General features: G+C 75.9%; 30 protein-coding genes. All 30 read right to left on the bottom strand.

Going from position 1 to position 26,258, the window contains the following annotated elements:
- Window positions 1-49: 49 nt before the first annotated feature.
- The 30 genes from FB586_RS06455 to FB586_RS06310 all read right to left on the bottom strand — a co-directional run bounded on the left by FB586_RS06455 (window position 50) and on the right by FB586_RS06310 (window position 26,042).
- A complete protein-coding gene (locus FB586_RS06455; RefSeq protein ID WP_136518513.1) occupies window positions 50-1,168 on the bottom strand; it encodes a hypothetical protein in 1,119 nt (372 codons plus the stop codon).
- Window positions 1,146-3,209 carry a flagellar biosynthesis protein FlhA gene (locus FB586_RS06450; protein WP_136518512.1) on the bottom strand — a complete coding sequence of 688 codons (2,064 nt, stop codon included), beginning with the start codon at window positions 3,207-3,209 and terminating at the stop codon, window positions 1,146-1,148. Before FB586_RS06450 ends, FB586_RS06455 begins: the two co-directional genes overlap by 23 nt.
- Window positions 3,206-4,357, bottom strand: coding sequence for an EscU/YscU/HrcU family type III secretion system export apparatus switch protein (locus FB586_RS06445; protein ID WP_136518511.1), 1,152 nt, complete (start codon window positions 4,355-4,357; stop codon window positions 3,206-3,208). The genes FB586_RS06450 and FB586_RS06445 overlap by 4 nt, the downstream gene beginning before the upstream one ends.
- Entirely contained in the window at window positions 4,354-5,112 is a 759-nt protein-coding gene (locus FB586_RS06440; RefSeq protein ID WP_306419148.1) for a flagellar biosynthetic protein FliR, read from the bottom strand. The genes FB586_RS06445 and FB586_RS06440 overlap by 4 nt, the downstream gene beginning before the upstream one ends.
- A gap of 10 nt (window positions 5,113-5,122) precedes the next feature.
- Window positions 5,123-5,395 carry a flagellar biosynthesis protein FliQ gene (fliQ, locus tag FB586_RS06435; protein ID WP_136518509.1) on the bottom strand — a complete coding sequence of 91 codons (273 nt, stop codon included), beginning with the start codon at window positions 5,393-5,395 and terminating at the stop codon, window positions 5,123-5,125.
- Window positions 5,395-6,258: a flagellar type III secretion system pore protein FliP gene (fliP, locus tag FB586_RS06430; protein ID WP_136518508.1), complete on the bottom strand. Its 864-nt coding sequence runs from the start codon at window positions 6,256-6,258 to the stop codon at window positions 5,395-5,397. Before fliP ends, fliQ begins: the two co-directional genes overlap by 1 nt.
- Window positions 6,255-6,671: a FliO/MopB family protein gene (locus FB586_RS06425; protein ID WP_136518507.1), complete on the bottom strand. Its 417-nt coding sequence runs from the start codon at window positions 6,669-6,671 to the stop codon at window positions 6,255-6,257. Before FB586_RS06425 ends, fliP begins: the two co-directional genes overlap by 4 nt.
- Complete coding sequence (gene fliN, locus FB586_RS06420; protein ID WP_136518506.1) at window positions 6,671-7,369, bottom strand: flagellar motor switch protein FliN; 699 nt, start codon at window positions 7,367-7,369, stop codon at window positions 6,671-6,673. Before fliN ends, FB586_RS06425 begins: the two co-directional genes overlap by 1 nt.
- Window positions 7,366-8,316 (bottom strand): flagellar motor switch protein FliM, encoded by a 951-nt coding sequence (locus tag FB586_RS06415; protein WP_246036573.1) that lies wholly within the window; start codon window positions 8,314-8,316, stop codon window positions 7,366-7,368. Before FB586_RS06415 ends, fliN begins: the two co-directional genes overlap by 4 nt.
- Before the next feature lie 150 nt (window positions 8,317-8,466).
- On the bottom strand, window positions 8,467-8,991 hold the full coding sequence (locus FB586_RS06410; RefSeq protein WP_136518504.1) for a flagellar basal body-associated FliL family protein: 525 nt from the start codon (window positions 8,989-8,991) through the stop codon (window positions 8,467-8,469).
- Window positions 8,992-9,064: 73 nt separating this feature from the next.
- Window positions 9,065-9,973, bottom strand: a complete 909-nt coding sequence (locus FB586_RS06405) for an OmpA/MotB family protein (RefSeq protein ID WP_136518503.1) — start codon at window positions 9,971-9,973, stop codon at window positions 9,065-9,067.
- On the bottom strand, window positions 9,970-10,761 hold the full coding sequence (locus FB586_RS06400) for a motility protein A (RefSeq protein WP_136518502.1): 792 nt from the start codon (window positions 10,759-10,761) through the stop codon (window positions 9,970-9,972). The genes FB586_RS06405 and FB586_RS06400 overlap by 4 nt, the downstream gene beginning before the upstream one ends.
- Window positions 10,761-11,057, bottom strand: coding sequence for a flagellar FlbD family protein (locus tag FB586_RS06395; protein ID WP_246036571.1), 297 nt, complete (start codon window positions 11,055-11,057; stop codon window positions 10,761-10,763). The genes FB586_RS06400 and FB586_RS06395 overlap by 1 nt, the downstream gene beginning before the upstream one ends.
- A gap of 157 nt (window positions 11,058-11,214) precedes the next feature.
- Entirely contained in the window at window positions 11,215-11,922 is a 708-nt protein-coding gene (locus FB586_RS06390; protein WP_246036569.1) for a M15 family metallopeptidase, read from the bottom strand.
- On the bottom strand, window positions 11,919-13,097 hold the full coding sequence (locus FB586_RS06385; RefSeq protein WP_136518500.1) for a flagellar hook protein FlgE: 1,179 nt from the start codon (window positions 13,095-13,097) through the stop codon (window positions 11,919-11,921). The genes FB586_RS06390 and FB586_RS06385 overlap by 4 nt, the downstream gene beginning before the upstream one ends.
- Window positions 13,098-13,124: 27 nt before the next feature.
- Entirely contained in the window at window positions 13,125-13,601 is a 477-nt protein-coding gene (locus FB586_RS06380) for a flagellar hook assembly protein FlgD (RefSeq protein ID WP_136518499.1), read from the bottom strand.
- Between the two features lie 11 nt (window positions 13,602-13,612).
- On the bottom strand, window positions 13,613-15,004 hold the full coding sequence (locus FB586_RS06375; RefSeq protein WP_136518498.1) for a flagellar hook-length control protein FliK: 1,392 nt from the start codon (window positions 15,002-15,004) through the stop codon (window positions 13,613-13,615).
- Window positions 15,001-15,468, bottom strand: a complete 468-nt coding sequence (locus FB586_RS06370) for a flagellar export protein FliJ (protein WP_136518497.1) — start codon at window positions 15,466-15,468, stop codon at window positions 15,001-15,003. Before FB586_RS06370 ends, FB586_RS06375 begins: the two co-directional genes overlap by 4 nt.
- A complete protein-coding gene (locus tag FB586_RS06365; protein ID WP_281276650.1) occupies window positions 15,465-16,802 on the bottom strand; it encodes a FliI/YscN family ATPase in 1,338 nt (445 codons plus the stop codon). The genes FB586_RS06370 and FB586_RS06365 overlap by 4 nt, the downstream gene beginning before the upstream one ends.
- Window positions 16,799-17,494: a FliH/SctL family protein gene (locus FB586_RS06360; protein ID WP_136518496.1), complete on the bottom strand. Its 696-nt coding sequence runs from the start codon at window positions 17,492-17,494 to the stop codon at window positions 16,799-16,801. The genes FB586_RS06365 and FB586_RS06360 overlap by 4 nt, the downstream gene beginning before the upstream one ends.
- Window positions 17,487-18,482, bottom strand: a complete 996-nt coding sequence (gene fliG, locus FB586_RS06355; RefSeq protein WP_136518924.1) for a flagellar motor switch protein FliG — start codon at window positions 18,480-18,482, stop codon at window positions 17,487-17,489. The genes FB586_RS06360 and fliG overlap by 8 nt, the downstream gene beginning before the upstream one ends.
- Window positions 18,482-20,077 carry a flagellar basal-body MS-ring/collar protein FliF gene (fliF, locus tag FB586_RS06350; protein WP_136518495.1) on the bottom strand — a complete coding sequence of 532 codons (1,596 nt, stop codon included), beginning with the start codon at window positions 20,075-20,077 and terminating at the stop codon, window positions 18,482-18,484. Before fliF ends, fliG begins: the two co-directional genes overlap by 1 nt.
- Entirely contained in the window at window positions 20,077-20,385 is a 309-nt protein-coding gene (gene fliE / locus FB586_RS06345; RefSeq protein ID WP_136518494.1) for a flagellar hook-basal body complex protein FliE, read from the bottom strand. The genes fliF and fliE overlap by 1 nt, the downstream gene beginning before the upstream one ends.
- Window positions 20,385-20,777, bottom strand: a complete 393-nt coding sequence (flgC, locus tag FB586_RS06340) for a flagellar basal body rod protein FlgC (RefSeq protein ID WP_136518493.1) — start codon at window positions 20,775-20,777, stop codon at window positions 20,385-20,387. Before flgC ends, fliE begins: the two co-directional genes overlap by 1 nt.
- A complete protein-coding gene (locus FB586_RS06335; protein WP_136518923.1) occupies window positions 20,777-21,118 on the bottom strand; it encodes a flagellar basal body rod protein FlgB in 342 nt (113 codons plus the stop codon). The genes flgC and FB586_RS06335 overlap by 1 nt, the downstream gene beginning before the upstream one ends.
- Before the next feature lie 201 nt (window positions 21,119-21,319).
- Window positions 21,320-21,673: a hypothetical protein gene (locus FB586_RS06330; RefSeq protein ID WP_136518492.1), complete on the bottom strand. Its 354-nt coding sequence runs from the start codon at window positions 21,671-21,673 to the stop codon at window positions 21,320-21,322.
- A 1-nt stretch (window position 21,674) separates the two neighbouring features.
- Window positions 21,675-22,127 carry a flagellar export chaperone FliS gene (locus FB586_RS06325; protein WP_136518491.1) on the bottom strand — a complete coding sequence of 151 codons (453 nt, stop codon included), beginning with the start codon at window positions 22,125-22,127 and terminating at the stop codon, window positions 21,675-21,677.
- A 12-nt stretch (window positions 22,128-22,139) separates the two neighbouring features.
- The gene (gene fliD / locus FB586_RS06320; RefSeq protein WP_136518490.1) at window positions 22,140-23,546 is read right to left on the bottom strand and encodes a flagellar filament capping protein FliD; all 1,407 of its coding nucleotides are present in this window, start codon (window positions 23,544-23,546) and stop codon (window positions 22,140-22,142) included.
- 134 nt (window positions 23,547-23,680) lie between these two features.
- Entirely contained in the window at window positions 23,681-24,880 is a 1,200-nt protein-coding gene (locus tag FB586_RS06315; RefSeq protein ID WP_136518489.1) for a flagellin N-terminal helical domain-containing protein, read from the bottom strand.
- A 298-nt stretch (window positions 24,881-25,178) separates the two neighbouring features.
- Window positions 25,179-26,042: a sigma-70 family RNA polymerase sigma factor gene (locus tag FB586_RS06310; RefSeq protein ID WP_136518488.1), complete on the bottom strand. Its 864-nt coding sequence runs from the start codon at window positions 26,040-26,042 to the stop codon at window positions 25,179-25,181.
- Window positions 26,043-26,258: the final 216 nt, after the last annotated feature.

The raw sequence follows: 26,258 nt of genomic DNA, 5'->3' as shown, positions 1-26,258 counted from the left end.
CCCGCGGCGGCCGCGCCCGCGCCGCGCGCGCCGACCCCGCCCCGCCCGGTCAGCCGAGCGCCGCGTCGAGCTCCTGCCCCAGCGCCGCCGCCCAGACCAGGCGCGACGCCGGCAGACCGTCGATCCAGGCGACCGGGCGCTCGAGCTCGAGCACCGTCCCGGGGCCGGTCGTGTCGAGCAGGCCCAGCACCGCGAGCGCGTCCACGGGCCGCTCGGCGCCGACCGCGGCGACCCAGGCGGCGGCGTCCGCCGGCTTCGTCCGGGCGTCGACGACGGCCCAGACCTGGTCGGCCCGGACGCGCGCGAGCACGCCCGCGGCCACCGCGCGGTCGTGCGCCTCGGGCCCGACGCGCAGCGCCACGACCGTGGGGCCGCCGTCGCGGGACGCGGCACCCGCGGGGCGCGGCCCCGTCAGCCGCGCCGGCAGCGCGCCGCGCCCCGGCTCCACCGCGACGAGCGCGTCGTCGGCCAGCCGCCAGCGCGCGACGAGCGTGCGGGCGACGGCCGCGGCGTCGTCGCCTGCACCGGCCACGACGAGGACGTCCCCGGCACCGCGCGGCGGGGGCGGCGGGACGGGGATGCGCCCGAGCACCGCGGTCAGGGTCACCGGGCCGGCGTCGAGGACGGCGGCCGGGACGCCGAGCCGCGCGAGCTCGCCGCGCAGCACCGCCGACCCCGGCGCCGGGGTGGCGACGGGCGCCGCGGGTGCGGGAGCGGGCCGCGACGGGGCGGGGGCCGGCACCTCGACGTCCGCGGGCGGGATGCCCACACCGGCGCGGACCTGCTCGAGGACGCTGGCGAAGTCGGCGGACGCCGTCGACACGCGCCCCTCCTCCGACGCGCGCGCGACCGCGCCCTCGGCCTGCGCCGCGGCCGGCTCCGCCTCGGGGCCCGCCTCGGCGCGGTCGGCGGCGTCGAGCAGCGCCTCCAGCCCGGCGGCGGGGGCCGCGGGGACCGGCGGCCGGTGCGCGAAGCGGCGCACGGGCTGGTCGGGCTCGTCCGGCACGTCGACCGTCAGCTCGTAGCGCTCCTTGGCGAAGAAGCCCGCGAGGCCGCCGGTCCGCACCCGCTCGGCCTGCACGATCCGCGCCCCGGGCCCGAACTGCGTGCGCACGTGCGTCATGAGCTCGGCGAGGTCGTCCCCCTCAAGCAGCAATCGCGTGGTCACCGCTCACCACCCCGGCCGTGTCGACCTGGGCACCGGCGGCCGTGACCTCGGTGTACGACAGCACGGGCAGGCGCGGGTCCCCCAGCGCCACGAGCCGGCGCAGCGCGGGCCGGATGGCGGGTGCGCACGCGAGCACGACGCCGCGCCCGTCGGCCTCGGCACGCCCGACCGCGACGCGCAGCTGGCCCAGGATCGCGTCGAGGCGCTGCGGCTCGACGAGCAGCTGGCTGCCCTGGTCGCCGGGGCGCAGGTTCTCGGCGAGCCGGTGCTCGAGCACGGGGTCGAGCGTGACGACGCGCAGCACGCCGTCCTGCACGTACGGCGCGGCCAATGCCGGGCCGAGCGCCGCCCGGGCGGCCTCGACGAGCCCCTCGGGGTCGGTCGAGACACGGGCGCGCAGGGTCAGCGCCTCGTAGATGCGGCCGAGGTCGCGGATCGGCACCTGCTCGGTCAACAGGCCCTGGAGCACGCGCTGCACCTCGCCCAGCGACAGCAGCGACGGCACGAGCTCCTCGACCACCGACGGGTTGACCTGCTTGACGCCCTCGGTGAGCACGCGCACGTCCTCGCGGCCCAGCAGGCGCGCGGCGTGCGAGGAGATGAGGGACCCGAGGTGCGTGATGAGGACCGAGACGCGGTCCACGACGGTGGCGCCGGTCATCTCGGCGGCGTGCCGCAGCTCGGCCGGCACCCACTTGCCGGGCAGCCCGAACACCGGCTCCTGCACGGCCGTGCCGGGCAGCGCGGCGAGGTCGTCGCCGAGGGCGAGGACGCGCCCCGCGGGCGCCTGCCCCCGCCCGACCTCCACGCCGGCGATCCGCACGACGTACGTCGCGGGCGGCAGGTCGACGCTGTCGCGCGTGCGCACGGGCGGCACGACGATGCCCAGGTCGAGCGCGACCTTGCGCCGCAGCCCGCGCACGCGCGCCAGCAGGTCCTGCTCCGGGCCCGTGCCGACGAGGTCGACCAGGTCCGGTGCCAGCAGGATCTCGAGGGTGTGCACCCGCATCTGCTCGATGAGCTGCTCGGGGCTGTCGGGCGACGGCGCCGCGACGACCTGCGCCTGGTCGGCCTCGACGCGCGCCGCCAGGTCGTCCGCCTTCTCCCGCGCGCCGACGCGCTGGCCGAGCAGCAGCAGACCGGCGCCGACCACCAGGAACGGCGGCTTCGGCATGCCCGGCAGCAGCGCGAGCGCGACGGCCGCGGCGCCGGCGATCATCAGGGCGTTGCGCGACTGCAGGAGCTGCTTCGAGGCGACGGTGCCCATGTCGCCCTCGGCGGTCGCGCGCGTGACGACGATGCCGGTGGACACCGCCAGCAGCAGCGCGGGGATCTGCGTGACCAGGCCGTCGCCGATGGTCAGCAGGCTGAACCGCTCGATCGACTCGCCGGCGCTCATGCCCATCTGCACCATGCCGATCACGAACCCGCCGACCAGGTTGATGACCGTGATGATGATGCCCGCGATGGCGTCGCCCTTGACGAACTTCGAGCCGCCGTCCATCGCACCGTAGAAGTCGGCCTCGGCCGCGATGTCGGCGCGCCGCTGCCGTGCCTCGTCCTCGTCGATCAGCCCCGAGTTGAGGTCGGCGTCGATGGCCATCTGCTTGCCGGGCATCGCGTCGAGGGTGAACCGGGCGCCGACCTCGGCGACGCGGCCCGCGCCGTTCGTGATCACGACGAACTGGATGACCACGAGGATCAGGAAGATCACCAGGCCGATGACGAGCGAGCCGCCCACGACGAAGTGGCCGAACGCGTCGATGACGTCGCCCGCGAACCCGTCGCTCAGCACCAGCCGGGTGCTGGCGACGTTGAGCCCGAGCCGGAACAGCGTGAACACGAGGATGAGCGAGGGGAAGACGGAGAAGTCCAGCGGCCGCCTCACGTACATGCTCGTGAGCAGGATGACGAGCGACGCGGTGATGTTGACGACGATGAGGACGTCCAGCAGCGGGGCGGGCAGCGGCACGACGAGCAGCAGCACGATGCCGACGACGCCGGCGGGCACCGCCATCTGCGCGATCGGTCGGTTCTTCACGGGTCTCTCCTCGCTCGGGCGGAGCGGACGCGGTCGCGTCGGGTGGGGACGGGGGTCCCGGGCGGCAGGGCCGACCCGGTGGGAAGGCGGTGCCGGCCGGCGGCGGCGCCGCGGCGGCGCAGCGCCATGACGAACGCGAGCACGCGCGCGACGGCGGTGAACAGCTGCTCGGGGATCTCGGTGCCGACGTCGCAGGCCGCGTGCAGCGCGCGGGCGAGCGGCACGTCCTCGACGACGGGGACGCGGTGCTCGCCGGCGAGCTCGCGGATGCGGGCGGCGACGGCGCCGGCGCCCTTGGCGACGACACGGGGAGCACCCGCACCGGGCTCGTAGCGCAGCGCGACGGCCACGTGCGTGGGGTTGACGAGCACGACGTCGGCGCCGCCGACCTCGGCCATCATCCGGTTGCGGCTCATGCGGGCCTGCCGCGCGCGGATGGCGCCCTTGACGAGCGGGTCGCCCTCGGTGCGCTTGTTCTCCTCCTTGACCTCCTGCTTCGTCATCCGCGTCGCCTTGCGGTTGCGCCTGACCACGACCGCGACGTCCGCGAGCGCGAGCACCACGCCGGCGGCGATGCCGCCCGTGAGCAGCGCCGACGTGCCCGTGCCCGCGGTGTCGAGCAGTGCGGACAGCGGCAGCCGGCCCGACGCCATGAGCGTGGGCACGAGCTGCTGCACCCCGAGGACGAGCACGCCCGCCACCGCGAGCGTCTTGAGCAGCGTCTTCGCGCCCTGCCACCACGCCTGCGCACCGACGAGCCGCTGGACGGCGGCCTTCGGCTTGAGGTGGTCGAACTTCGGCGTGAGACGGCGGGGGTGGATGCCGCCCTGGGCGGCCGCGACGACCACGGTGACGAGCACGAGCGTCGCGAGCAGCGGCGCGAGGGTCGTGCCGATGCTCACGAGGGCGTCGCGCAGGACCTCCACGGCGAGCTGCACGTCGGCGGTCCGTGCGGCGGTGCTGACGTGCATCATCTGGTCGAGCGCGGCGTCCCGGCCGCGCACGAGCACACCGGGCAGCATCGCGGCGGCCACCGCCAGCGCGAGCCACGCGGACAGGTCCTGGGAGCGGCCGAGCTGCCCCTTGCGGCGCACGTCCTTGAGCCGCTGCGGCGTCGCCTTCTCGGTGCGCTCCCCGCCGCCGCTCACCGCAGCGCCCTCGGCACGAGCGTGGGCACCTCGCCCGCGAGGGCGCGGACGATGGCCGGCAGCGCGAGCAGCGCGAACCCGGCGAGCACGAGCGTGAGCAGGATCTTCAGCGGGAAGCCGAGCGCGAACGCGTTGAGCGCGGGCGACACGCGCGTGAGCAGGCCCAGACCCACGTCGGCGAGGAACAGCACGACGAGCAGCGGACCGGCGATCTGCAGCGCGGCGACGAACATGTCGGTCAGGCCGGTCGCGGCGGCGTCGCCGAGCCGCGCGAGGTCGACGCCGACGCCCAGCGGCAGCGCGTCGAACGTGCGCACGAGACCGCCGACGACGAGCTGGTACCCGTCCGAGGCGAACAGCAGCACGACCGCGAGCAGCTGGTACAGCCGGCTGAACTGCGCGCCGTTCGTCATGCTCATCGGGTCGAAGCCCGCGGCGAGCTGGAACCCGCCGAACATGTCGACCAGCCCGCCGGCGGCCTGCACGGCCGAGAACAGCAGGTAGACCAGGAAGCCCGTGCCGGCGCCGACGAGCGCCTGCAGCACCAGCGCGCCGACGAACGCCGCCGTGCTCGCCGGCTCGGCCGGCTCCAGCCCGGGGGCGACCGCGAGCGCGAGCCCCGTGCCGAGCGCCACCTTGACCGGACCCGGCACGCCGCGCTGCGCGAACGGCGGCGCGACCACGAGGAACGCGATCATCCGCACGGCGACGAGCAGCGTCGTCACGACGGCGGGCATCGGCAGGGTCACGGCCACGGGGTCCACGTCAGCCGCCCACGAGCCCCGGGATGCGGGCGAACAGCTCGTGGGTGAAGGACACGAGCTCGGTGATCATCCAGTGCCCGCACACGAGCAGCGCGACCGCCGCCGCGAGCGCCTTCGGCACGAAGGAGAGCGTGACCTCCTGGATCTGCGTGACCGACTGCACGAGGGACACGGCGAACCCGACGACGAGCGCCGTGACCAGGACGGGCGCGGAGAGCTTGGCCGACAGGACGAGGGCGTCCAGGGCGATGTCGAGGACGGCGTTGGTGTCCATCAGCCGGCCCCGGTGTACGAGCCGACGAGCGAGGTGACGACCAGGCCCCAGCCGTCGACGAGGACGAACAGCAGGAGCTTGAACGGCAGCGACACCATGACGGGCGGCAGCATCATCATGCCCATCGACATCAGCGCCGCGGACACCACGAGGTCGATGACGAGGAACGGCACGAAGATGACGAAGCCCATGATGAACGCGGCCCGCAGCTCCGAGAGGAGGAACGCCGGCGCGAGCACCTGGAACGACACGTCCTGCGGCGTGCCGGGGTTGGGCGCGTCGGCGGCGCGGGTGAGCAGCGCGATGTCCTCCTCGCGCGTGTGCGCGAGCATGAACTCCCGCAGCGGCGCCCACCCGGCGTCCACGGCCTGCGTGAACGTGAGCTGCCCGTCGAGGTAGGGCTGCACGCCGGCGTCGTTGACGCCCGCGAGCACGGGCGCCATGACGAACAGCGAGAGGAACAGCGCGAGCCCGGCGAGCACCTGGTTGGGCGGCACGCCCTGCAGGCCGAGCGCGTTCCGCGTCAGCGACAGGACGACGAGGATCTTCGTGAAGCTCGTCGTGAGCAGCAGCAGCGACGGGGCGACCGACAGCAGCGTGATGCCGAGCAGGACGACGATCGAGCTGCTCGGGGTGCCGTTGATGCCGTTGATCCCGACCGTCACGCTGTCGCCGAGGCCCGGGGCCGCCGGCGCGGCGGGGTCGACGGGCGGCGCGGGCGGCGTCGGGCCGACGGCCGCGTGCGCCCCGCCCGCACCCGCGAGCGCCACCAGCGCGAGGACGGCAGCGACGAGCAGGACGAGGATGGCACGCCGTGCCGCGCGGGCACCCGCGCCCGCCGCGTGCGGGACGGCCGTCGTCATCGGCGCACCGTGCGGTCCTGCAGGGCGCGCACCGTGGCGCGCCACGTGGCCGGCGAGAGGACGGACCCCGCGAGCGTGCCGGCGGCCGAGGTCCCGGCCGCGGGCTCGAGCGCGGACGCCGTGCGCGGGGACGGCACCACCGGTGCCGGCTGGTCGTGCACCGGGCCGAGCTCGGTGAGCATCGTGACCTGCTGCTCGCCGAACCCGACGAGCAGGCGGCGGCTGCCCACGGCGACGACCGCGACGCCGGCGTTGCGGCCGAGCGCCTGGCGGTCCACGACGCGCACGTGCGGCTCGCGGTCGTCCCCGGCCGGCCGGCCGGCGCCGCCGAACCGCCGCGCCAGGTACCAGATCAGGCCCGCGACGACCGCGAGCGAGACGAGGACCCGGCCGGCGACCAGCAGCTCGTCCATCAGGCCGGGTCCGACCCTGCGACGATCTCCGTGACGCGCACGCCGTAGTCCTCGTCCACGACGACGACCTCGCCGCGCGCGATGAGCCGGCCGTTCACGACGATGTCCGCCGGGCTGCCGGCGGTGCGGTCGAGCTCGAGCACGGCACCGGGCGTGAGGTCGAGGACCTGCTTGAGCGGCAGCTTCGTGCGGCCCAGCTCCGCGGTGAGGGTCATCTCGACGTCGTAGAGGACGCGCAGGTGCGCGCCGCGCTGCGTCGGCACCGCCGCCCGGGGCGCGGGCTCCTCGGCGCGCACCCGCACGGCGCACCAGGCGAGGGTGGCGCCGTCGCCCTGCAGGGCGAACACGTGCGCGTCGCCCGCGACGGCGTCGCCGGCGGTGGCCGAGCGCGCCGCGCCCAGCACGCCGTCGCCGAGCTCGGCCGCGGCCGCGGCGAGCGCGGGCCGCAGCGCCTCGGCGGGGTCGAGGCTCGCGCCGGCGACGGCGCCCTCGGCGAGGGCCTGCACGACCGCGGGCCCGAGCACGACGACGACCTCGCCGCCGCGCTGGCCGACGACTGGCGCGACGACCGCGGGGGCGTCGGCGGGCGGGGCGTCGGCCGCCGGCACCGCGGTGAGCGGGACGGGGGCCGGGACCAGGGAGGCGGCGGCCGCGGCGGCGCGGGCCGCGGCGGCGCCGGCGGTGGCGGTGGGGTTCATGCGAAGTTCTCCTCGACGCTGACGACCTGGCAGGCGAGCCGGGCCCCGTGGCTGCCGGCCGCGGCGTGCGCGAGGACGACGTCCTCCACCACGACCTCGAGCGGGCTGCCGGCGGGGTGGGACAGGGGCAGCACGTCGCCGACGGCGAGGCCGACGACGTCGCGCGGGTGGACGGTGCGGGGCGTGCAGCGGACCACGACGTCGACCGGCACCTCGAGCGTCGCCCGCTCGAGGTCGGCGCGCGCCGTGCGGGCGGCGGCCGCGGCGCCGTCGTCGCCCGACGGCCCCTGGTCGGGGGCGCGCAGCGCGTTCATGAGCGGGTCGGCCGGGAGCATGAGCGTCGCCGTGTCGAGGCGGTCCCCGACCCGCAGGCCGAACGTCGCGACGAGCACGGCGTCGGAGGCGGCGACCGCCTGCACGAACTGGGGGTTGTACTGCACGGACCGCACGGACAGCGCGAGCGGCATGATCGCCGCGAACGCGTAGCCGAGGTCGCCGAGCGCGTGGTCGAGGACCTCGCGCACGACGGTCGTCTCGATCTCGGTGAGCTCGCGGTCCTCGCGGTCGTCGCCGCGGCCGGTGCCGCCGAACAGGTAGTCGACCCACACGAGCGTGCCGGGCACGGGGACCTGCAGCAGCGCGGTGCCGCGCGGCGCCTCGACCGTGCACAGGAACAGCCCGGTCGGGGTGGGCAGGCCGCCGACGTACTCGTCGTACGGCATGAGGGCGAGGTCCTCGAACGTCACCTGGGACAGCGCACGCAGCCGCGCGGTGAGCTGCGTGCCCCACAGGCGGGCGAACCGCTGGAACGCCATCTCGAGGTGGCGCGCGTGCTCGCGGGAGAGCGTGAGGGGGCGGCGGAAGTCGTACGGCACCGGATCGGTCGTGCGGGACCGGCGGCGCGCGGGCACGACGGCGCGCGCGGGTGTCGTCGGGGCGGCTGTCACGTCCGGCCCATCGACCGCCGCCCGGGCGATGTGAGCCATCCCGCGCGGGTGAATCTCCCCCGACCCGTCCTGGGTGCGGTCGCGCGGCCGACGCGGGGCGGCGGCGCAGGGAGCGACGGGGGCGCCGTCCGTGGCGCCCGGCAGGTCACGTCACTGCGTGACGTAGCTCGTCAGGTAGACGTCCATCACCTCGCCCTCGTACACGTCGGCGAGGGTGGCGGCGAGCTCGGCCTTGAGCGCGTCGCGGGTCGCGGGGTCCTGCACCTCGGCGACGCTGCGGCCCGAGTACAGGGCGATCGCGGCGTCGACGGCGCGGGACGGGTCGGGCGCGCCGTGCGCGTCCGCGGTCAGCTGCAGACCCAGCCCGATGCGCAGGTAGTGGCCGTCGGCGAGGTTGAGGCTCACGGGCTCGACCTGCACGACCTCGCCCCGCTCGGGCGCGGGCTCGGGGGCGTGCGCCGCCTCGCCGCCCTGCGGACGCAGGACGAGGAACCACACGGCCGCGGCGGCGACCAGCAGCACGACGACGACGCCGAGCACCAGCAGCAGGCGCTTGCGCCTGCCGGTCGGCTTCGGCTCCTCCGCGGGCGGCGGCGGCGCGGACGCGCCGATGGGCCGCTGCGGGCGGGCGCCGATCTTCTGCGAGGACACGACTCGCTGCTCGACGGGTGACATGGTCACTCCTCCCCCGGGGTCGGGTCGGTCACGGTCGGGTCGGTCACGGTCGGGTGGCTCACGGTCGGGTGGCTCACGGCGCGGTCACCGCCGGCAGCAGCGCGCGGACCTGCTCCGGCGCGCCGGACAGCACGACCAGGTCGACGCGCCGGTTCGCCGCGAGCGCGGCCTCGTCCATGCCCTGCACGAGCGGGCGGGCGTCGCCGAAGCCGACGGCCTCGATGCGCGTGGGCGGCATCCCGTCGGCCTCGACCAGGTGCCGCAGCACCTGGGTCGCGCGGTCCGCGGACAGCTCCCAGTTCGTCGCGTACCGGCCGCCGACGGGCAGCACGTTCGCGTGCCCCTCGACGCGGACCGCCTCCTGGATCGCCACGAGCGTCGGCCCGGCCGCGTCGAGCACGCTGCGCGCGGTGGGCGTGAGCTCGGCCGACGCGGGCGCGAAGAACACGTCGTCGGCGACGAGGCCGAGCACGAGCCCGCGCTCGTCGACCCGCATCTGGACGACGCGGTCCAGGCCCCGCCCGGCGAGGGCCGCGCGGATGTGCGCGGCGATCTCCTGCAGGTGCTCGGCCTCGGCCTGCGCGGCCGCGAGCACCTCCGGGTCCACCGACGCCTGCTGCGCCGGCACGGGCTGCGCGGCCTGGTCGCCGAGGCCCGCGTCGGCGTCGACGATCCCCGCGGTGCCGGACGGGTCGGCCTGCTGCGTGCCCGAGGCGCTCAGCCCGTCCAGCACGCCGTCGCTGCCCGTGAGCACCGACTCCTGCATGCTCTGCTCACCGAAGCCCGCGGCGAGGGACGCGCGCAGCGCGACGTACTTCTCCTGGTCGACCTGGCTGATGGCGAACAGCACGATGAACAGCGCCATGAGCACGGTGATCATGTCCGAGTAGGAGACCAGCCAGCGCTCGTGGTTGACGTGCTCCTCCTCGACGTGCCGGGTGCGCCGGCCGCCCGGACGGTGCGCGCGGGTCGCCGCGCTCATGCGGCCGCCTTGTCCTTGTCCTTCTCCTTGCCCTTGCGGCCCTGCTGCTCCGGCACGAGCGAGCGCAGGCGCTGCCCGACCAGGCGCGGGTTGGCCCCGGCCTGCACGGCGAGCAGGCCCTCGAGGGTGACCTCCATCTGCTGGCACTCGAGGTCGGAGATGCGGCGGATGCGGTTGCCGATCGGCAGCCACACGACGTTCGCGGACAGGATGCCCCACAGCGTCGCGACGAACGCCGCGGCGATCGAGTGCCCCAGGCTCGCCGGGTCCGACAGGTTCTCCAGCACGTGCACGAGGCTGATGACGGTGCCGATGATGCCGACCGTCGGCGCGTACCCGCCCATGTCCTGGAAGTACTTGGCGTGCGTGCGCTCGGTCGCCCGCTTGCTCGCGATCCGGTCCTCGAGCATGAGGCGCAGGTCCTCGGGGTCGGTGCCGTCGATGGCCGACCGCAGGCCGTCCCGCAGGAAGGGGTCCTCGATCTCGCGCGCCGCGTCCTCGAGCGCGAGCAGGCCCTCCCGGCGCGCGCGCTCGGCGAGCTGGACGACCACGTCGACCGTCGCGTCGGGCTCCGGCGCCTTGCTGCGCAGCGCGCGCGGCACGGCCGCGAACGCGCCCAGGGCGTCCTTCATGGTGTGCCCGGCGAGCCCGACGCCGAGCGTGCCCACCCAGACGAGCAGCAGCGGCGCGGGCAGGAAGATCGACATCGGGTCGGCGCCCTCGAGGAGCAGCGCCCCGAAGATGGCGCCGAAGGCGACGACGAGGCCGATGAGGCCGGCGGGGTCCATCAGCGCCTCCTCGGACGCAGGGGCACGGGCGGGGACACGGTGCGCTCGTCCTCGTGCTCGTCGGGCTCGTCGGGCTGGTCGGGGACCGCGCCGAGCGGTCCGCGCGCCTCGAGCTCCCGGGAGCGCGCCAGCAGCGAGGCACGGTGCTCGTGGACCAGGGCGATGACCTCGTCCAGCGACTCGCGGACGATGAACTTGGTGCCGTCGACGAGCGTGAGGATCGTGTCGGGGGCGCACTCGACCCGCTGGATCAGGTCGGGGTTCACCCCGAACTGCGCTCCGGTCAGGCGCGTCACGACGATCACGGTGCATCCCGTCCCTGGTCACCAAGCTGCTGCGGCCGCCGCGGCGGCCGTCGGCCGACCCGTCCGTGGGTCGTCACCGCCCCTCCCATCGGCCGGTCGCCGTGGGGTGTGAGGACTCCGGCGCGCGGCCTGCGCGCCGGAGCCCCCGTCACGTCTGGTACGCCCAGTGCCACGGCTCGCGCGGCGTGTCCTCGGCGAACCCGAAGCGGCCGGCGTTCGTGCGCATCCACGCGAGCGCCCGGTCGTCGAGCCGCAGGTCGGCAGCCAGGCCCCAGCCGTGGTCCGACGTGCCGGGCGTGGCGGCCAGGCCGCCCTGCGAGTACAGGCCCTTGCGCCGCACGAGGTCCACCTGCGTGTCGTACGTGCGGTACGTGTCGGTGATGCCGATCGTCACGCCGTCGCTCGCGGCGGCGTCGATCAGCGAGGTCAGCGCCTGCGCCGCCGGCGCGAACAGGCGGTGGCCGCCCGTCCCGACGGGGCTGAGCGCGGCCTCGGGCACGCGGCCGTTCTGGTACGACGCGAGCGCGGCGGGCAGCGGGTCGCCGTTGACGCGACGCACCGACGACGGCGCGAGGTCCGGCCCGGCGACGGCCGGCGCCGCCGCGGCCGCGGCCCCGACGGCCGGCACGCCGGCGCCCGCCGACGCCGACGACGACGACGCGAGGGTGCCCAGCACCGGACCCAGGGAGGCGGCGACGCCGGACCCGCCCGACGCGCCGAGCTCGGCCGCGAGCACCGCGGCGAACCCGGCCGAGGGGTCCGCCGTCGAGGGGCGCGACGCCGCGCGCCCCTCGACGACCTGACGGATCTCGGCGACCCGCGCGGCGAGCGCGGCGACGCCCTCCACGGGACTCACCGCTTGAGGTTGACGAGCTCCTGCAGCAGCTCGTCCGACGTCGTGATGACGCGCGAGTTCGCCTGGAAGCCGCGCTGCGCGACGATCAGGCTGGTGAACTCGCTCGACAGGTCGACGTTCGACATCTCGAGCGCGCCGCCGGCGAGCGTGCCGCGCCCGCCCTGGCCCGCGGCGCCGAGCTGCGGCTCGCCGGAGTTGACGGTCGTGCGGAACAGCGAGCCCCCGGCCTTCTCCAGGCCCGCGGGGTTCGTGAACGCCCCGAGCGCGATGCGCCCGACGACCTGCTTGAGCGAGTTGGAGAACGAGCCGACGATCGTGCCGTCGGGGTTCAGCGCGAACGACTGCAGCACGCCCGCGGCCTGCCCGTCCTGCGACTTGGCGGTCACGTTCTCCAGGCCGGCGAAGCCCGTGATCGTCGAGATGTCGACCGCGACGCCGCCGACCGTGAGCGTGGTCGGCGTGGTCAGGGCGCCCGCCGCGTCGAACGTCATGGCCTGGTCGGCGACGGTCGCCGTGCCGTCCGTCGCCGAGACGGACCAGCCCGCCGCCGACTTCGTGAACGTGAGCTCGAGCTCGCGCTCGACGCCCGTGGCGTCGTACACCGTGATCGCCCGGGTGAGCGCGGTGCCGTCCGCGGCCGACGCGTCCAGGTTGCCGGAGTACGTCGCCGTGGTCGACGCGACCGCGTCCATGATCGCGCCCGCAGGCACGCGCAGGTCCGTGAGCGGTCCGTTCGTGTCGACGACGCCGTTGACGGCCGCCCAGCCCTGCACGAGCGCACCCTCGCCGGGCAGGACCATCTGGCCCGTCGCGTCGAAGTCGAACGAGCCGGCGCGCGTGTAGAACTGCTCGGCGCCCTTGCGCACGACGAAGAACCCGTCGCCCTGGATCATCATGTCGGTGCTGCGGCCCGTGAGCTGCGACGCGCCCTGCGTGAAGCTCGTCGTGATGCCGGCGACCCGCACGCCGAGGCCGACCTGCGCGGGGTTCGTGCCACCGGTCCCCGGCTGGGCGCCGCCGGCGTTCTGCACGACCTGGCTGAGGGTGTCCTGGAACTGGATCTGCGAGGACTTGAAGCCCGTCGTGTTGACGTTCGCGATGTTGTTGCCCGTGACGTCGAGCATGGTCTGGTGGCTGCGCAGACCGCTGATGCCGGAGAAGAGCGAGCGGAGCATGGTCGGTTCCCTTCGGGGTGGTCCGCGTCAGGCGGAGGTCGTGGGCGCCGCGGGCGGTGCGGCGGGGGTGCCGGGCGCGGCGGGGGCGGTCGGGGCGGTGACGGCGGAGACCGCGTCGAGCGGGACGTCGACGTCCCCGACGCGGACGGTCGGGACGGTGCCGGCGTAGGACACGGACTCGACGCGGCCGGATCGGGTCACGTCGCCCTCCGTCCAGGTCACGTCCTGGCCGACGAGCCCCGCCGCCGTCTGGCGCATCTGCAGCGCGAAGGCCTCGCGCTGCGTGTCCGACAGCTCGACGAGCCGCTCCATGGTGGTGAGCTGGGTCGTCTGCGCCATGAGGGCGGAGGCGTCCATGGGGCTGCTCGGGTCCTGGTAGCGCAGCTGCGTGACGAGCAGCTCGAGGAACGCCTGCTTGTCGAGCTCGCCGTTGGACGCCGTGGCGCCGGCGGCCGACGGGTCGGGCGTGCGGGGGCCCGTCAGGTAGGACACGTCGATGCTCATGGGGCCTCCGGTCAGACGACGAGGTCGAGGGTGCCGTCGTGCGTGGGCACGGCGGGAGCGGACGGGGACGTGGCGGGGGCGGCGGCGCCGGAGCGCGCACCGGCGGCCGGGGCGGCGCCCTGCTCGCCGCGCGCGTCGGGACGGCCCGAGGCCTGCTGCCGGTCGTCGCCGGACAGGCCGACGTCGACCTGGAGCCCCGCCTGCTGCAGGTCGCGGCGCAGCTCGGCGAGGCTCGCGCGCAGCGCCTCCCGCGTCACCTCGGTCGCACCGGCCAGGTCCACCCGGACGGTGTCGCCCGCGATGTGGGCGACGACGCGCGCGGCGCCGAGGTGCTCGGGGTCCAGCGCGACCGACAGCACGTGCCGGCCGGCCCCGAGGCTGCGCACGCGTGCGCCGAGCTGCTCGGCGACGGTCGGCGGCTCGGGGGCGCCGCCGGGCCGCGGGTCCGCGGCCGGTGCGGGCGCGGGCGCGGCGGGTGCGGCGGGCGCGGTCGGCGCGGGCACCGCGCCTGCCGGTGCCGAGTGCGGCGCGGACGCCGTCGGCGCGCCCGCGGCGGGCGCGGCCGGGGCTGTGGCGCCGCCCGCCTCGGGGCGGGTGGGGCCGGCGGCGTGCTCGGCGGCGGCGCCGAGCACGGCGGGCTCCGCCGGCGTGGCGGGGGTGGCGACGGGGGCGTCGCCGAGCGCGGGCCTGGTCGGCCCGGCGGGCGCCGCCGGTGCCGCGGCGCCGGCGGGTGCGGGCGCCGGCACGGCCGTGGGGGCGGACGCGGCGGCGTCCGGGGCGGGACCGGTGGCCGTGCCCCCGGGGGCCGCGGCCGGCACCGGCGCCACGGACGGGGCGACGGCGGGCGTCGCGGCCACGGGTGCGGCAGCGCCGGCGGCGACGGCGGCCGTGGGAGGCGCCGCCACCGGAGCCGCGGCCTCGCCGGGTGCGCCCGGTGCCGTCGGCGCCGCCGGGACGAGCAGGGCGAGGAGCTCCGCGGGCACGGCCGCGCCCGGGCCGACCACGCCGTCGGGCGTCGCGCCGTCCGACGGGCTGCCGGGGACCGCCGTGCCGTCCGGCGCCGCCGTGGCGTCGGGTGCGGCCGTGCCGTCGGGTGCGGCCGCGGCCTCCGCGGCCGCACCGGCCGGCGCGTCGCCCGGCTGCCCGGGCGCGGACCCGGTGCGGGCGTCGCGCACGGGCTCGTCGGTCCGGGGCCGGTCAGACCGGTCGGCGCGGGCCCGGTCGGCGTGCGAGCGGTCCGCGTGCGAGCGGTCGGCCCGTGCGGTCGCCGGCTCGGGGCGGTCCGCCCCGGCCGCGGCGAGCGCGTCCTCGAACGCGCGTCCGGTCGTGCGCGCGCCGGCGCCCGCCGCGGGCGCGGGCGGGCGCGGCGCGGGTGCGACGGCGGTCACCGTGGCGGTGGTCATCGGCTCTCCTCCTCGTGCCCGGTCCCGGCCACGCCCCCGGCCGAGGTCCCGGCGGCGCGGGGGCGCCCGGCGACCTCGTCCAGCACGCGCTGCTCGGCGCGCTCGTCCTCGGTGCGCACCTGGGCGGCGTGCGCGTCGCGCAGCTTCTCCACCGTGCGCGTCGCCGTGCGGGCGCGGGACCACTCGTCCTGACGCGCCTCGACGTGCTGCTGCGCCACGCGCACCTGCTCGGTGCGCTCGACCAGCAGCGCCTGCAGCGCGAGGCGGCCGGCGACGGTCGCCTGCCACGTGAGGACGTCGTGCGCGCCGGGCAGGTCGGTGGTGCCGAGCATCTCCGCCGTCGCGCGCGCCCGCTCCTGCGCCGCGAGCTGCTCGCGGCGCGCCGCCGCGAGGTCCCCCGCGGCGCGGTCCTCGGCCATGCCGCGCACCCGCAGCAGGCCGCCCAGCGGGAACCGTCGGCTCATGACTCCCCCATCGATGCGACGAGCGCGCGCAGCCGCTGCCACGACTGCGCGGCCGGCGCGCTCTCGTCCATGCCCTGCCGCAGGAAGGCGTCGACCGCCCCGGCGTGCGCCACGGCCGTGTCGACGAGCGGGTTCGAGCCCGCCACGTACGCGCCCACGTCCAGCAGGTCCTGCGCCTGCCGCCGCGCCGCCATGACCGCGCGCAGGCGCGTCGCGTCGGCGCGCTGCTGCAGGCTCGTCACGCGGGACGCGACCCGGCTCACCGAGCCGAGCGCGTCGACCGACGGGAAGTGCCCCGCGACGGCGAGGCGGCGGTCGAGCACCACGTGCCCGTCGAGGATCGACCGTGCCGCGTCCGCGACCGGCTCGTTGTGGTCGTCGCCGTCGACGAGGACGGTGTACAGGCCGGTCACCGACCCGGTCGGGCCCGTGCCCGCGCGCTCAAGCAGCTGCGCCAGCAGGGCGAACGTGCTGGGCGGGTAGCCGCGCGTCGCGGGCGGCTCGCCCACGGACAGGCCGATCTCGCGCTGCGCCATGGCCACGCGGGTGAGCGAGTCCATCATGAGCACCGCGTGCGCACCGCCGTCGCGCAGGTGCTCGGCGATGCGGGTGGCGACGAACGCCGAGCGCAGCCGCACGAGCGGCGGCTGGTCGGAGGTCGCGACGACCACGACGGACCGTGCGAGCCCCTCGGGCCCCAGGTCGTCCTCGAGGAACTCGCGCACCTCGCGCCCGCGCTCCCCGACGAGGGCGATCACGGAGACCTCGGCCTCCGTGCCGCGCGCGATCATCGACAGGAGGCTGGACTTCCCGACGCCCGACCCGGCGAACAGGCCGAGTCGCTGGCCGCGGCCGGCGGTGACGAGCGTGTCGAGCACGCGCACGCCCAGCTCGAGCGGGGTGTCGACGCGCGCCCGGTCGAGCGGGTGCGGCGCGGCGCCGTCGAGCGGCACCCACGCGTCGGCCGCGAGCGGCCCGCTACCGTCGATCGGTCGGCCGAGGCCGTCCAGGACGCGGCCGAGCAGGCCCCTGCCCACGGGCACGCGCAGCCCGGTGCCGTGCCCGCGCACGGGCATCCCGGCCTGCAGGCCGGTCGTCGCACCGAGCGGCATGCAGCGCGCGGAGCCGCCGGCGGTCGCGACGACCTCCGCCACGAGCGGGTCCGGCCCGTCGCCGATGGAGACGAGGTCCCCGACGGCGGAACCGGTGCCGACCGTCTCGACGGACAGCCCGACGACGGCGCGCACCCGGCCGACGGCCTCGGGGCGCGCCGCGCGCAGGGCGGCGTCCCAGGGCGCGTCCGCGGGGGCGCGGTGCAGCACGGCGGCGGTCACGCCGCCCCCAGCGCCGTGCGGACCCGCTCCACGGCGGAGGTCACGCGGGCGTCGAGCTCGCCGTCGGCGTGCTCCGCGACGGCGTCGCCCGGCGCGAGGCCGGGGTCGGCGACGAGCCGCAGCCCGGGCGGCAGCGTCGCGCGGTCGTCCGTTGCAAGAGCGTCCAGGTCGCGCGGGTGCAGCCGGACGACGACCTCGTCGGGCAGGTCGGACGCACCCAGGACGCGGGTCAGGGCGGCACGGGCGGCGGCGCTCGGGTCCGCGAGCTCGTGCCCGAGCAGGGCGACGGCCAGCTCGAGCGCCCCGGCGCGCACGGCGTCCAGCGCGCTCTCGAGGACCGGCGCGCGCACCGCGTGCATGGCCTGCGCCGCCCGCTCCAGCACCTGCGCGGCCCGCTCGTGCTCGGCGGCGCGCGCCTCGCGCTCGGCGGCGGCGAGGGTCCGCTGCCGGTCCGCCTCGTGGGCCGCCTCCTCCGCGGCGCGCCGTGCGCCCGCGGCGTACCCGGCGGCGTAGCCCGCGGCGTACCCGGCGCCGCGCTCGGCGGCCTCGGCCGTCCGGGCCCCGCCGAGCGGCACGAACGTGACGGCCCGCGCCGGGGCGGCGGTCGCGACGACGGGCCGGGGCGCGGCCGTCGCGGCCGGCACCGTGGCGGGGGCCGGGCGCGGTGCCGGCACGAAGGAGAGGTCAGGCAACGAGCTCGTCCTCCCCGTCGCGGCGGACGACGATCTGCCCGCTCTCCTCGAGGCCGCGGATCACCTGGACGATCTCGGCGCGGGCCTCCTCCACCTGCGACAGGCGGACGGGGCCGAGCATCTCCATCTCCTCGACGAGGTTCTCGCGCGCCCGGTCGGACATGTTCCGCAGGATCTTGTCCCGGACCTCGGCGCTGGCGCCCTTGAGCGCCTGCGACAGCGCCGCCGACTCGACCTGGCGCAGCACGAGCTGCACGGCGCGGTCCTCGAGCAGCACGACGTCGCCGAACGTGAACATGAGGGCGCGCACGGCCTCGGCGAGGGACTCGTCCCGCTCGGACAGCCCCTCGAGGATCGACTTCTCGGTCGTGGGGTCGGCGCGGTTGATGATCTCGACGAGCGGCTTGACGCCGCCGATCGCGGCGAGCTCGCGCGGCGCGAGGACGGTCGACGCCTTGCGCTGCAGCGACTCCGCGACGACCGTCACGACGTCCGGGGACGCCCGCTCCATGAGGGCGATGCGGTGCGCGACGTCGCCGCGCACGTCGGTGGGCAGGCCCGCGAGGATCGCGGAGGCGTGCTCGGGGCGCAGGTGCGCCAGCACGAGCGCGACGGTCTGCGGGTGCTCGCCGTCCAGCAGCGAGGCGACCTGACGGGCGTCGGCCTGCTGCAGGAACTCGAAGGAGTGCCCCGCCAGCGACGTCTGCAGGCGCTCGATCATCGTCTCGGCCTGCTCGCGCCCGAGGGTCGCCTCGAGCAGGTGCTGCGCGTACCCGACGCCCCCGCCGAGGCCCGGGCCCATCTCGCTGGCGTCGTAGAACTCCTCGAGCACCTCGTCGGCCAGCTTCTGGTCGACGCGCTCGAGCCGCAGGATCTCGGCGGTCAGGTCCTCCATCTCCTGCACGTCGAGCTGCGCCATGACGCGCGCGGCCCGCTCGCGGCCGAGCTGCAGCAGCAGGAGGGCGGCCTTCTGCCGCCCGGTGAGCATCACCGGCGCCCGCTCGGGGTCGCGAGCCAGCCGCGCAGCAGGTCGGCGACCTGGTCGGGCTGCTCGTCGGCGAGGGCGGCGATCTCGGCGCGCTTGCGCTCGACCGGCGGCGGCACCACCGGGGCGGGCGGCGGCGGCGGCAGCACGGGCAGCGCGTCGGGGTCGATGCCGATCGGCGGCAGCACGGCGGTCGTCGCGGCGTCGATCTGGCCGAGGTCGAGCGCCTCGCGCCGGGCCCGGCGCCCGCGGCGGGCGAGGACGACGACGAGGACGACGAGGGCGAGCAGCACGGTGCCGGCGATCGCGAGGTCCCGGACCAGCCGCGACTGCGCCTCCTGCTCGGCGCGCGCGTCCGCGGCGGCGAGCGCCTCCTGGGCGGCCTCCGCGGACGTCGTGTCGAACGGCATCCGCTGGACCGACAGCGTGTCGCCGCGCTCCTCGTCGATGCCGGCGGCCGCGGCGACGGCCGCGCTCAGGTCGGCCATGTTCACGGCGCCGGCGGCGGCCTCGTCGACCATGACCGACACGGACTGGCGCTGCAGCGAGCCCGGGGACTGGCGGACGACCTCGGTGCTCTTGTTCACCGCGTTCGTCACGTCCTCGCTCGTCGTCGAGTACGTGCCGGCGCCGTCGGCGCCCTGCGGGACGGCGATGTTGTCGGGGCCGAGCACGCCCGTCGCGGCGCCACCGGTGCCCGTGTACTCCTCGGTCCTCGTGGAGCTGCCCAGCGGCGGCGTCTCCGGCGTGGCCGAGAACTCCTCGGTCGTCCGCTCGGTCTGCGACAGGTCGAGCTCGGCGTTGACGCTGACCGTGGCGTTGCCCGGGCCGACGAGCGGGTCGAGCAGCGCCTGCACGGCGGCCTGCACGCGCGCCTCGTGCTCGGCGGTGCGCGAGTCGGCGAGCCCGCCGGACGCGGCGCCCTCCCCCACGGCGGACAGCACGCGGCCGTCCGCGTCGACGACCGCGACGTCCGTCGGCTCCATGCCGTCGACGCCCGCGGACACCAGGTGGACGATCGCCTGCACCTGCTCGCCGGCGAGGCTCGTGCCGGTGCGGCTGCGGACGAACACCGACGCGGTCGGGTTCGCGCGCTCCGCGACGAACACGGTCTCCTCGGGGATGGCCAGGCGCACCGTGGCGGCCTCGACGCCGTCGATCGCCGCGACGGTCTTCGCGAGCTCCCCCTCCAGCGCGCGCTGGTACGTCTTCTCCTGCTGGAACTCCGACGCGGTCATCGGCATCGCGTCGAGCAGCGAGTAGCCGGCGCCGTCCGCGTCGGACGGCAGGCCCGCGGCGGCCATCGCGACGCGCTGCTCGTACACCTGGTCGCGCGGCACCATGACGGTGCTGCCCCCGTCGGCGAGCTGGTACTCGACGCCCGCGGACGCGAGCTGGTCGACGACCGCGCTCGCGTCGGCCCCGGACAGGCCGGAGAACAGCGGCGCGAGGGTCGGCCGCGACATCCAGCTCGACAGCGCGACCGCGCCGAGCACGAGCACGGCGAGGCCGATGAGCGCGAGCGTGCGCTGCGCGAGGGAGAACTGCTTGACGGCGGCCGCCAGGCGGCCGAACGCGTCCTGCACCTGGGCGGGCATCAGACCTGCATCCTCATGATCTCGGTGAACGCCTCGACGGCCTTGTTGCGCACGGCGGCGGTGAGCTCGAGCGCGAGGGAGGCCTGGGCGGAGGCGACGGTGTAGTCGTGCACGTCGTCGAGGTCGCCGGTGACGGCGCGGACGGCGAGCTGCTGCGACGTCGACTGCATCTGCTGGAGCTGCTCGACGGAGCCGAGCACGCCCGCGAACGCGGCGCCGGCGGCCGGGTCGGGGGCCGTCGGGGCGGCGGGGACGGCGGCCGGCAGCACGCCGGCGACACCGGTGACGGGGGCGACGGAGGTGACCATCAGCTGCGTCCGATCTGCAGGGCGGCCTCGTACGACGCCTTCGCGCGGTCCACCACGGCGGCGTTCGCCTGGTAGCCACGCTGCGCCATGACGAGCTGCGTCATCTGGGAGGACATGTCGACGTCGGGCATGCGCACGTAGCCCTGCGCGTCGGCGAGGGGGTGGTCGGGGTCGTGCACCACGCGGCCCTCGGCGTCGCCGAGCACGACCCCGGCGACCTGCACGCCGCCCTCGGCCATCTCCTGCGCGACGACGTAGCGGGCGCGGAACGCCTCCTCGTCGGTGCCGCGCACGGTGCTGACGTTCGCGATGTTGTCGCTGACCGCGTCGAGCCACTTGCGGTGGACGGTGAGCCCGGTGCTCGCGATGCCGATGGCGCCGAAGATCGTCATCAGCTCGTCCTCATCGCGGTGCGGACGGACGAGAACGTGCCGGACATCGCCTGCGTGGCGAGCTGGTAGCGCAGCTGCGTGTCGACGTGCAGCAGCGTCTCCGCGTCGAGGTTGACGTTGTTGCCGTCCTCGCGGGTCGGCTCGAGCGAGCGGGAGACCGTCGCCTCGGCCGCGCCCTCGCCGCGGCGCACCGCGGCGGCGAGCGCCCCCTCGAACGCGACGCGCTTCGCCTGGTACCCGGGGGTCTGCAGGTTCGCGACGTTGTCCGCGATGACGCGCTGGCGCAGCGCGAGCCCGTCCAGGGCGCTGGAGAGCGCCACGGAGCTCACGGAGTCGAACATGCCCATGCGGGGGCCACCTCACCGACGACGACGAGTGCGGGGTCGGCCTATCCGTGGCCTGGCTGTGTGCAGCATCCGTGCTTGCGCCTGCCCCATCGGCCGCGCGGGCGGGCGTGTGAGACGTCGATGCGGTTCGACCCGACCTTCACCCGGTCGGCCGTACGTGCTGGTCAGGACGTCCTGATCGTCCCGGAGCGCGTCTCAGGCCTGCGTGTCGACGAAGACCGGCACGGCGGCCGGGCGGGTGCGCAGCGCGTCCGCCGCGGCGAGCTGGCGCCGCGCGAGCGTCATCGCCTCGGCGGCGCGGCGGGCGAGGTCGAGCTGGTGGTCGAGCAGTGCCTGCGCGCGCTCGCGCAGGGGTGCGGGCAGCGGCCCGAGACCGGCCGGCGGACGCCACCGGCGCGCGGTGACCTCGTCGACGTCGGGCAGGTGCGCCGCCGCGAGCAGCCGCTCGGCGGCGGCGACGTCGAGCTCGAGCTCGCGCAGCGCCTGCTCCCAGCGCCCGTCCCAGGCGCCGGCCTCGTCGGCACCGCCGACCGGGGGTGCCGGGGTCATCTCAGCCGACCCCGAGCAGGCCCGCGCCGGGGGCGGCGGTGGCGGCGTATGCGGCGACCGGGGCCGGGACGGCGGGTGCGGCCGTGCGCGCGACGGCGTCCGCCGCCTCGTGCCAGGTCCGCGCGAGCGGCTCGACCACGCGCGCGCACGCGTCGACGCGCTCGGCGTCGCCCGACGCCGCCGCCGACAGCAGCTCGCCGTGCAGCCACGTGTAGATCGACAGCAGGCGCGGCCCGCCCTCCCACGCGTCCACGTCGAGGCTCGCGATGAGCTCGGCGACGATCTCCTGCGCGTGCGCGAGGTGCTGCGTGGCCTGCGGGCGCTGCCCCGCGCCGAGCGCGTGCGCGGCACGCTGCACGTCGAGCAGCAGCCGGTCGCACAGCATCGTCAGCAGGCGTGCCGGGCTCGCGGTCTCGACCGAGGCCGCGACGTAGCGGCTGCGGGCGTCGTACATGAGGCCTCCTGCTTACTTCGTCGGCTGCGCGTTCAGCGCGGCGATCTGGCTGGCGAGGTAGCTCGACTGCGACGAGAGCCGCGACAGGGTGGTCTCCAGCGCGGCGTACGTGCGCTCGAGCGACGTGCGCCGCATCGCGAGCCGGTCGTCCCAGTCGGAGATCCGGTCGCCGAGGTCGCGCACGGTGGACTGCTGCGCCTCGACGGCGAGCGTGAGGGTGCCGTCGCCGCTGCGCGACGCGAGCGTCGCGGTCTTCGCCAGCCGCTCGGCGACACCGGCCACAACCTTCTGCACCTGGTCGGGGTCCTTGGCGAGCGCGGCGGTGAACACCGCGTCGTCGAACGTGAAGTCCCCGTTACGGGAGATCACGATGCCCACGTCAGCCGGGGCGACGCCGCCCACCGGCATCGACGCCTCGGAGAGCACCTGCTGCTGCAGGAGGCGGATGCGGGTGTCGCCGGCGAAGAGGCCGCCGCTGACGACCGTTCGGCCGTCCGCCTCGGTGGTCGTGCTCGGCTTGCTGCGCGACGAGATCTCGGACAGCACCGTGTTGAGGTTCGCGACGAGCCCGGACGCGAGCTTCTTCACCGCGGCCTCGTCGCGCGCGACCGTGAGGGTGAGCGGCTGCGCGTCCGCAGCGGTGACGGCGGTGACCGTCAGGTCCACGCCCGTCATGACGCCCTCGAACGTGTTGGAGGACGAGGTGAGCACCTGCTCGGCGCCCGAGCCCGGGAACAGCGTGACGCGCGCGTCCTGCGCCGCGCGGATCGTCTGCAGACCGACGGCGACGTCACCGTCCGCCCCTCGGTAGGACAGGGTGAAGGCGTTGTCCCCGCCCGTCTCCGTGCCTGTCAGCTGCAGCCGGTACGTGCTCTCGCCCGTCGGCTTGCCCTCCGCGTCGAGCACGGCGACCTTGACGGCGGTGGCGCGCACGCCGGTGCCGGACGCGTTGAACGCGTCGACGAGGTCCGGGACCGCGGCGCTCTTGGCGGTGACCGTCGTGGTCTCGCCGTCGCGGGTCAGCGTGAACGTCGGCTTCTCGCCGGCGTAGGCGTCCCCAGCGGGCAGGGTGACGAGAGAGGCCTGGGACTGCGCGACCGCCCCGACGCGGAAGGTCAGGGTGCCCGCCGTGGCGGTCGCCCCCGCGACGGCGGTCGCGGCCGGCGCGGCGCCGGTGGCCGCGCCCGGCTGGTCCACCTTCGCCGTGACGGCCCGCCACGACTCCGGCTTCGAGGCCGTCGTCGCCGACTCGGCCAGCGAGGAGACCTTCGTGGTGAGCGACTGCAGCGCCGTCGCGAGCTGCTGCGCGGTCGCCTTCTTCGTCGCGAGCTGCCGCTGGTTGCCCGCCTCGAGGTACAGGAGGCTGTCGATCAGCTCGGCGGTCTTGATGCCGCTGACGAGGCCGTCGATCGCTGCCATCGCTGGTGGTCCTCCGTGTCCCGTGCCGGCCGGCCGGTGCTCCCGGCCCGCTACGACGACCGGCGGTGGGCGGGGGCCGCCCACCGCCGGTCGGTGCTGCTTTCGTACCGGTCACCTCACGGTGACCGGGGACGTCACTGCAGGAGCTGCAGGACGGACTGCGGAAGCGACTTCGCCTGCGCGAGCATCGCCGTGCCCGCCTGCGACAGGATCTGCGCCCGCGTGAACGACACCATCTCCTCGGCCATGTCCGTGTCACGGATGCGGCTCTCCGACGCGGACAGGTTCTCCACCGCGACGTTGAGGTTGTTGATGGTGTGGTCGAACCGGTTCTGCACGGCACCGAGCTCCGAGCGGACCGACGACACCGTCGTGATGGCCGTGTTGATGAGGTCGATCGCCTCGTTCGCACCCGACGCCTGCGTGAACTTGGGCTCCGTAGCGGCAGCCTCCGTGGCGCTTGCCGTCGCACCCGGCGTCGCACCGGTGAACGTGAGGCCCGTCGTCGAGGCGGCGACCGTCACCGCGCCGGCGCCGAACACCTCGTCCGCCTTCGCCTGGATCGCCGCCACGCTGCTGTCCTCGTCGGTCGCCGCCGAGAAGTCCACGGACGCGAGGTCGAGCGACTTGGAGCCGATCGAGATCGTGCCGTTCAGACCCGCGTACTTCGCGGAGAGGTCCGTCGTGTTGGCGTCCGTGAAGTCGCCGGTGCCGACCGTCAGCACGGCCGCCTCGCCGGCGGCGGCGGCCGTGGTGAGGTCCGCAGTCGTGGCGTTGCTCGCTGCGGCGGTGACGTCGACACCGTCGACGTTCAGACCCTGAGCGCTCATGCCGTTGGGCCGCACCAGGTTGACGGCGATCTGGTCCGAGGACGAGTTGTTCGCGCCGACCTGGAACGTGCCGTTGTAGTTGCCGTCCAGCAGCTTGGCGCCGTTGAACTGCGTGGTGTCGGCGATACGGGTCAGCTCCGTCTTGAGCTGGTCCATCTCGTCCTGGATGTTGCTCTTGGCGTCCGTGGACAGACCGCCGTCGTTCGACGCCTGCACCGCGAGCGTGCGCATGCGCTGCAGGATCGAGTGCGTCTCGGTGAGCGCACCCTCCGCCGTCTGGACGACGGAGATGCCGTCCTGGGCGTTGCGGACGGCCTGCTTGGTGCCACCGATCTGGGCGCGCAGGCCCTCGGAGATGGCCAGACCGGCCGCGTCGTCGGCCGCACGGTTGATCCGCAGACCCGACGACAGCTTCTCGAGCGAGGACGACAGGTCGCCCTGCGTCGCCGAGAGGTTGCGGTACGAGTTCATCGCCGCGAGGTTGGTGTTGATCGAGAGACCCATGGTTCTCTTCCTCCTTGAGTCGGGTCAGGACAGCCCATCCGTGGGCACGTCACCCCCATCGACCCGTCGGCGGCCGGCCTGAGGACTCCGCAGAACTTTTTCCTCGGCCGCCCTGCTCCCGGTCGCGGCCCGCCCCTCCCCCGCCCGCCGGGACGCGCCCACGCACGAACGAACGACGCCGAGTCCGCCGCTCCGGTGCCGGGTCCGACGCGTGCAGGCGGCGGACTCGGCGCGGAGGCGGCGGACTTGGCGGGTGGTGCTGCGGGGGGTGCGGCGGGTGGTGCGGCCGGTGGTGCCGTCAGCCGACCAGGTCGGTCTTCTGCCCGAGGGGCTCGCGCTGGGTGGGCACCACGTCGACGCGGGTGTCGATGCGGACGGCCGGCGCGAGGGCGGCCCGCGCGGCGATGGCGGCGAAGTAGCCCTGCCGGCGGCGGGCGGCCACGCCCTGCGGGCGCTCCGCGGCCGCGACGAGGCCCGGCTCGAACGCGGTGTTGAGGCCGTCGCGCATGAGCGCGAGCGCCTCGGTGCGCAGCTGGCTGACGCGGGACTGGGTGACGCCGAGGTCGGCGGCGACCTCGGCGACGCTGCGGTCCTCGAGGTAGAGGCCGACGACGACGGCGCGCAGCCGGTCCGGCAGCTCGGCGACCGCGGCGCGCAGCCAGTGCACGCGCTCGGCGGCGAGCAGGGCGTCCTCGGGGCCGTCGGACTCGTCGCGCACGGTGTCGGCGACGTTGCCCTCGGGCAGGTCGAGCGACAGCACACGGCGCTCGGCGTCGGCCCGGGCCGCGTCGACGGCGGCGACGTCGACGCCCATGGCGGCGGCCGTCTCCTCACGCGTCGGCGTGCGGCCGAGCGCGCTGCGCAGCTGCTCGACGGCGGTCGCGAGCTCGCGGCCGCGCCGGCGGGCGCCCCGGCTCGCCCAGTCCATGGACCGCAGCTCGTCGATCAGCGCGCCCTTGATGCGCAGGGACGCGTACCGGGCGAACGGCACGTTGGTCGACGGGTCGTAGGCCCTCGCCGCCAGCACCAGTGCGAGCGACCCCGCCGAGGTCAGCTCGTCGCGCGACACGCTGGGCGGCACGCGGTGCAGCATCTCGTTGACGTTGTAGCCGACGAGCGGCAGGTGCTCCCGGACCAGCTCGTCGATCGTGTTCGCGCTCACACAGGCCGCGTCGGTCACCTGGACGGCGACCTTGAAGTGGGAACGCGACCACAGCGGAATGGGACCGAAACGATTCGAACCGGTCCGACCGCCACACCTCGGGCGGCGGCAAACCGGACCGATGCGTCGGTTGGTGACGAGCGGACCCCGTCCGCCGGGCGGCGTTGTGACGCAGATCACACTCAGGACCACGGGTGCACGGACGATCCGCAGGCG

The sequence above is a fragment of the Cellulomonas telluris genome (assembly GCF_004886325.1).
Taxonomy (GTDB): domain Bacteria; phylum Actinomycetota; class Actinomycetes; order Actinomycetales; family Cellulomonadaceae; genus Cellulomonas; species Cellulomonas telluris.
The sequence above is the reverse complement of the archived record's forward strand: the minus strand, read 5'-3'. Positions and strand labels throughout refer to the sequence as shown.

What these genes read in the sequence shown, in the direction of transcription:
- FB586_RS06380 (WP_136518499.1), bottom strand. Translation starts at nt 13,601, where the DNA reads ATGAGCATCGACGTGTCCTACCTGACGGGCCCCCGCACGCCCGACCCG.
- FB586_RS06400 (WP_136518502.1), bottom strand. Translation starts at nt 10,761, where the DNA reads ATGGACCCCGCCGGCCTCATCGGCCTCGTCGTCGCCTTCGGCGCCATC.
- FB586_RS06315 (WP_136518489.1), bottom strand. Translation starts at nt 24,880, where the DNA reads ATGGGTCTCTCGATCAACACCAACCTCGCGGCGATGAACTCGTACCGC.
- FB586_RS06425 (WP_136518507.1), bottom strand. Translation starts at nt 6,671, where the DNA reads ATGGACGAGCTGCTGGTCGCCGGCCGGGTCCTCGTCTCGCTCGCGGTC.
- fliF (WP_136518495.1), bottom strand. Translation starts at nt 20,077, where the DNA reads ATGCCCGCCCAGGTGCAGGACGCGTTCGGCCGCCTGGCGGCCGCCGTC.
- fliG (WP_136518924.1), bottom strand. Translation starts at nt 18,482, where the DNA reads ATGCTCACCGGGCGGCAGAAGGCCGCCCTCCTGCTGCTGCAGCTCGGC.
- FB586_RS06405 (WP_136518503.1), bottom strand. Translation starts at nt 9,973, where the DNA reads ATGAGCGCGGCGACCCGCGCGCACCGTCCGGGCGGCCGGCGCACCCGG.
- fliN (WP_136518506.1), bottom strand. Translation starts at nt 7,369, where the DNA reads ATGAACCCCACCGCCACCGCCGGCGCCGCCGCGGCCCGCGCCGCCGCG.
- fliQ (WP_136518509.1), bottom strand. Translation starts at nt 5,395, where the DNA reads ATGGACACCAACGCCGTCCTCGACATCGCCCTGGACGCCCTCGTCCTG.
- FB586_RS06330 (WP_136518492.1), bottom strand. Translation starts at nt 21,673, where the DNA reads ATGACCCCGGCACCCCCGGTCGGCGGTGCCGACGAGGCCGGCGCCTGG.
- FB586_RS06325 (WP_136518491.1), bottom strand. Translation starts at nt 22,127, where the DNA reads ATGTACGACGCCCGCAGCCGCTACGTCGCGGCCTCGGTCGAGACCGCG.
- FB586_RS06335 (WP_136518923.1), bottom strand. Translation starts at nt 21,118, where the DNA reads ATGTTCGACTCCGTGAGCTCCGTGGCGCTCTCCAGCGCCCTGGACGGG.
- fliP (WP_136518508.1), bottom strand. Translation starts at nt 6,258, where the DNA reads ATGACGACGGCCGTCCCGCACGCGGCGGGCGCGGGTGCCCGCGCGGCA.
- FB586_RS06385 (WP_136518500.1), bottom strand. Translation starts at nt 13,097, where the DNA reads ATGCTCCGCTCGCTCTTCTCCGGCATCAGCGGTCTGCGCAGCCACCAG.
- FB586_RS06375 (WP_136518498.1), bottom strand. Translation starts at nt 15,004, where the DNA reads ATGACCACCGCCACGGTGACCGCCGTCGCACCCGCGCCGCGCCCGCCC.
- fliD (WP_136518490.1), bottom strand. Translation starts at nt 23,546, where the DNA reads ATGGCAGCGATCGACGGCCTCGTCAGCGGCATCAAGACCGCCGAGCTG.
- fliE (WP_136518494.1), bottom strand. Translation starts at nt 20,385, where the DNA reads ATGGTCACCTCCGTCGCCCCCGTCACCGGTGTCGCCGGCGTGCTGCCG.
- FB586_RS06410 (WP_136518504.1), bottom strand. Translation starts at nt 8,991, where the DNA reads ATGTCACCCGTCGAGCAGCGAGTCGTGTCCTCGCAGAAGATCGGCGCC.
- FB586_RS06370 (WP_136518497.1), bottom strand. Translation starts at nt 15,468, where the DNA reads ATGAGCCGACGGTTCCCGCTGGGCGGCCTGCTGCGGGTGCGCGGCATG.
- flgC (WP_136518493.1), bottom strand. Translation starts at nt 20,777, where the DNA reads ATGACGATCTTCGGCGCCATCGGCATCGCGAGCACCGGGCTCACCGTC.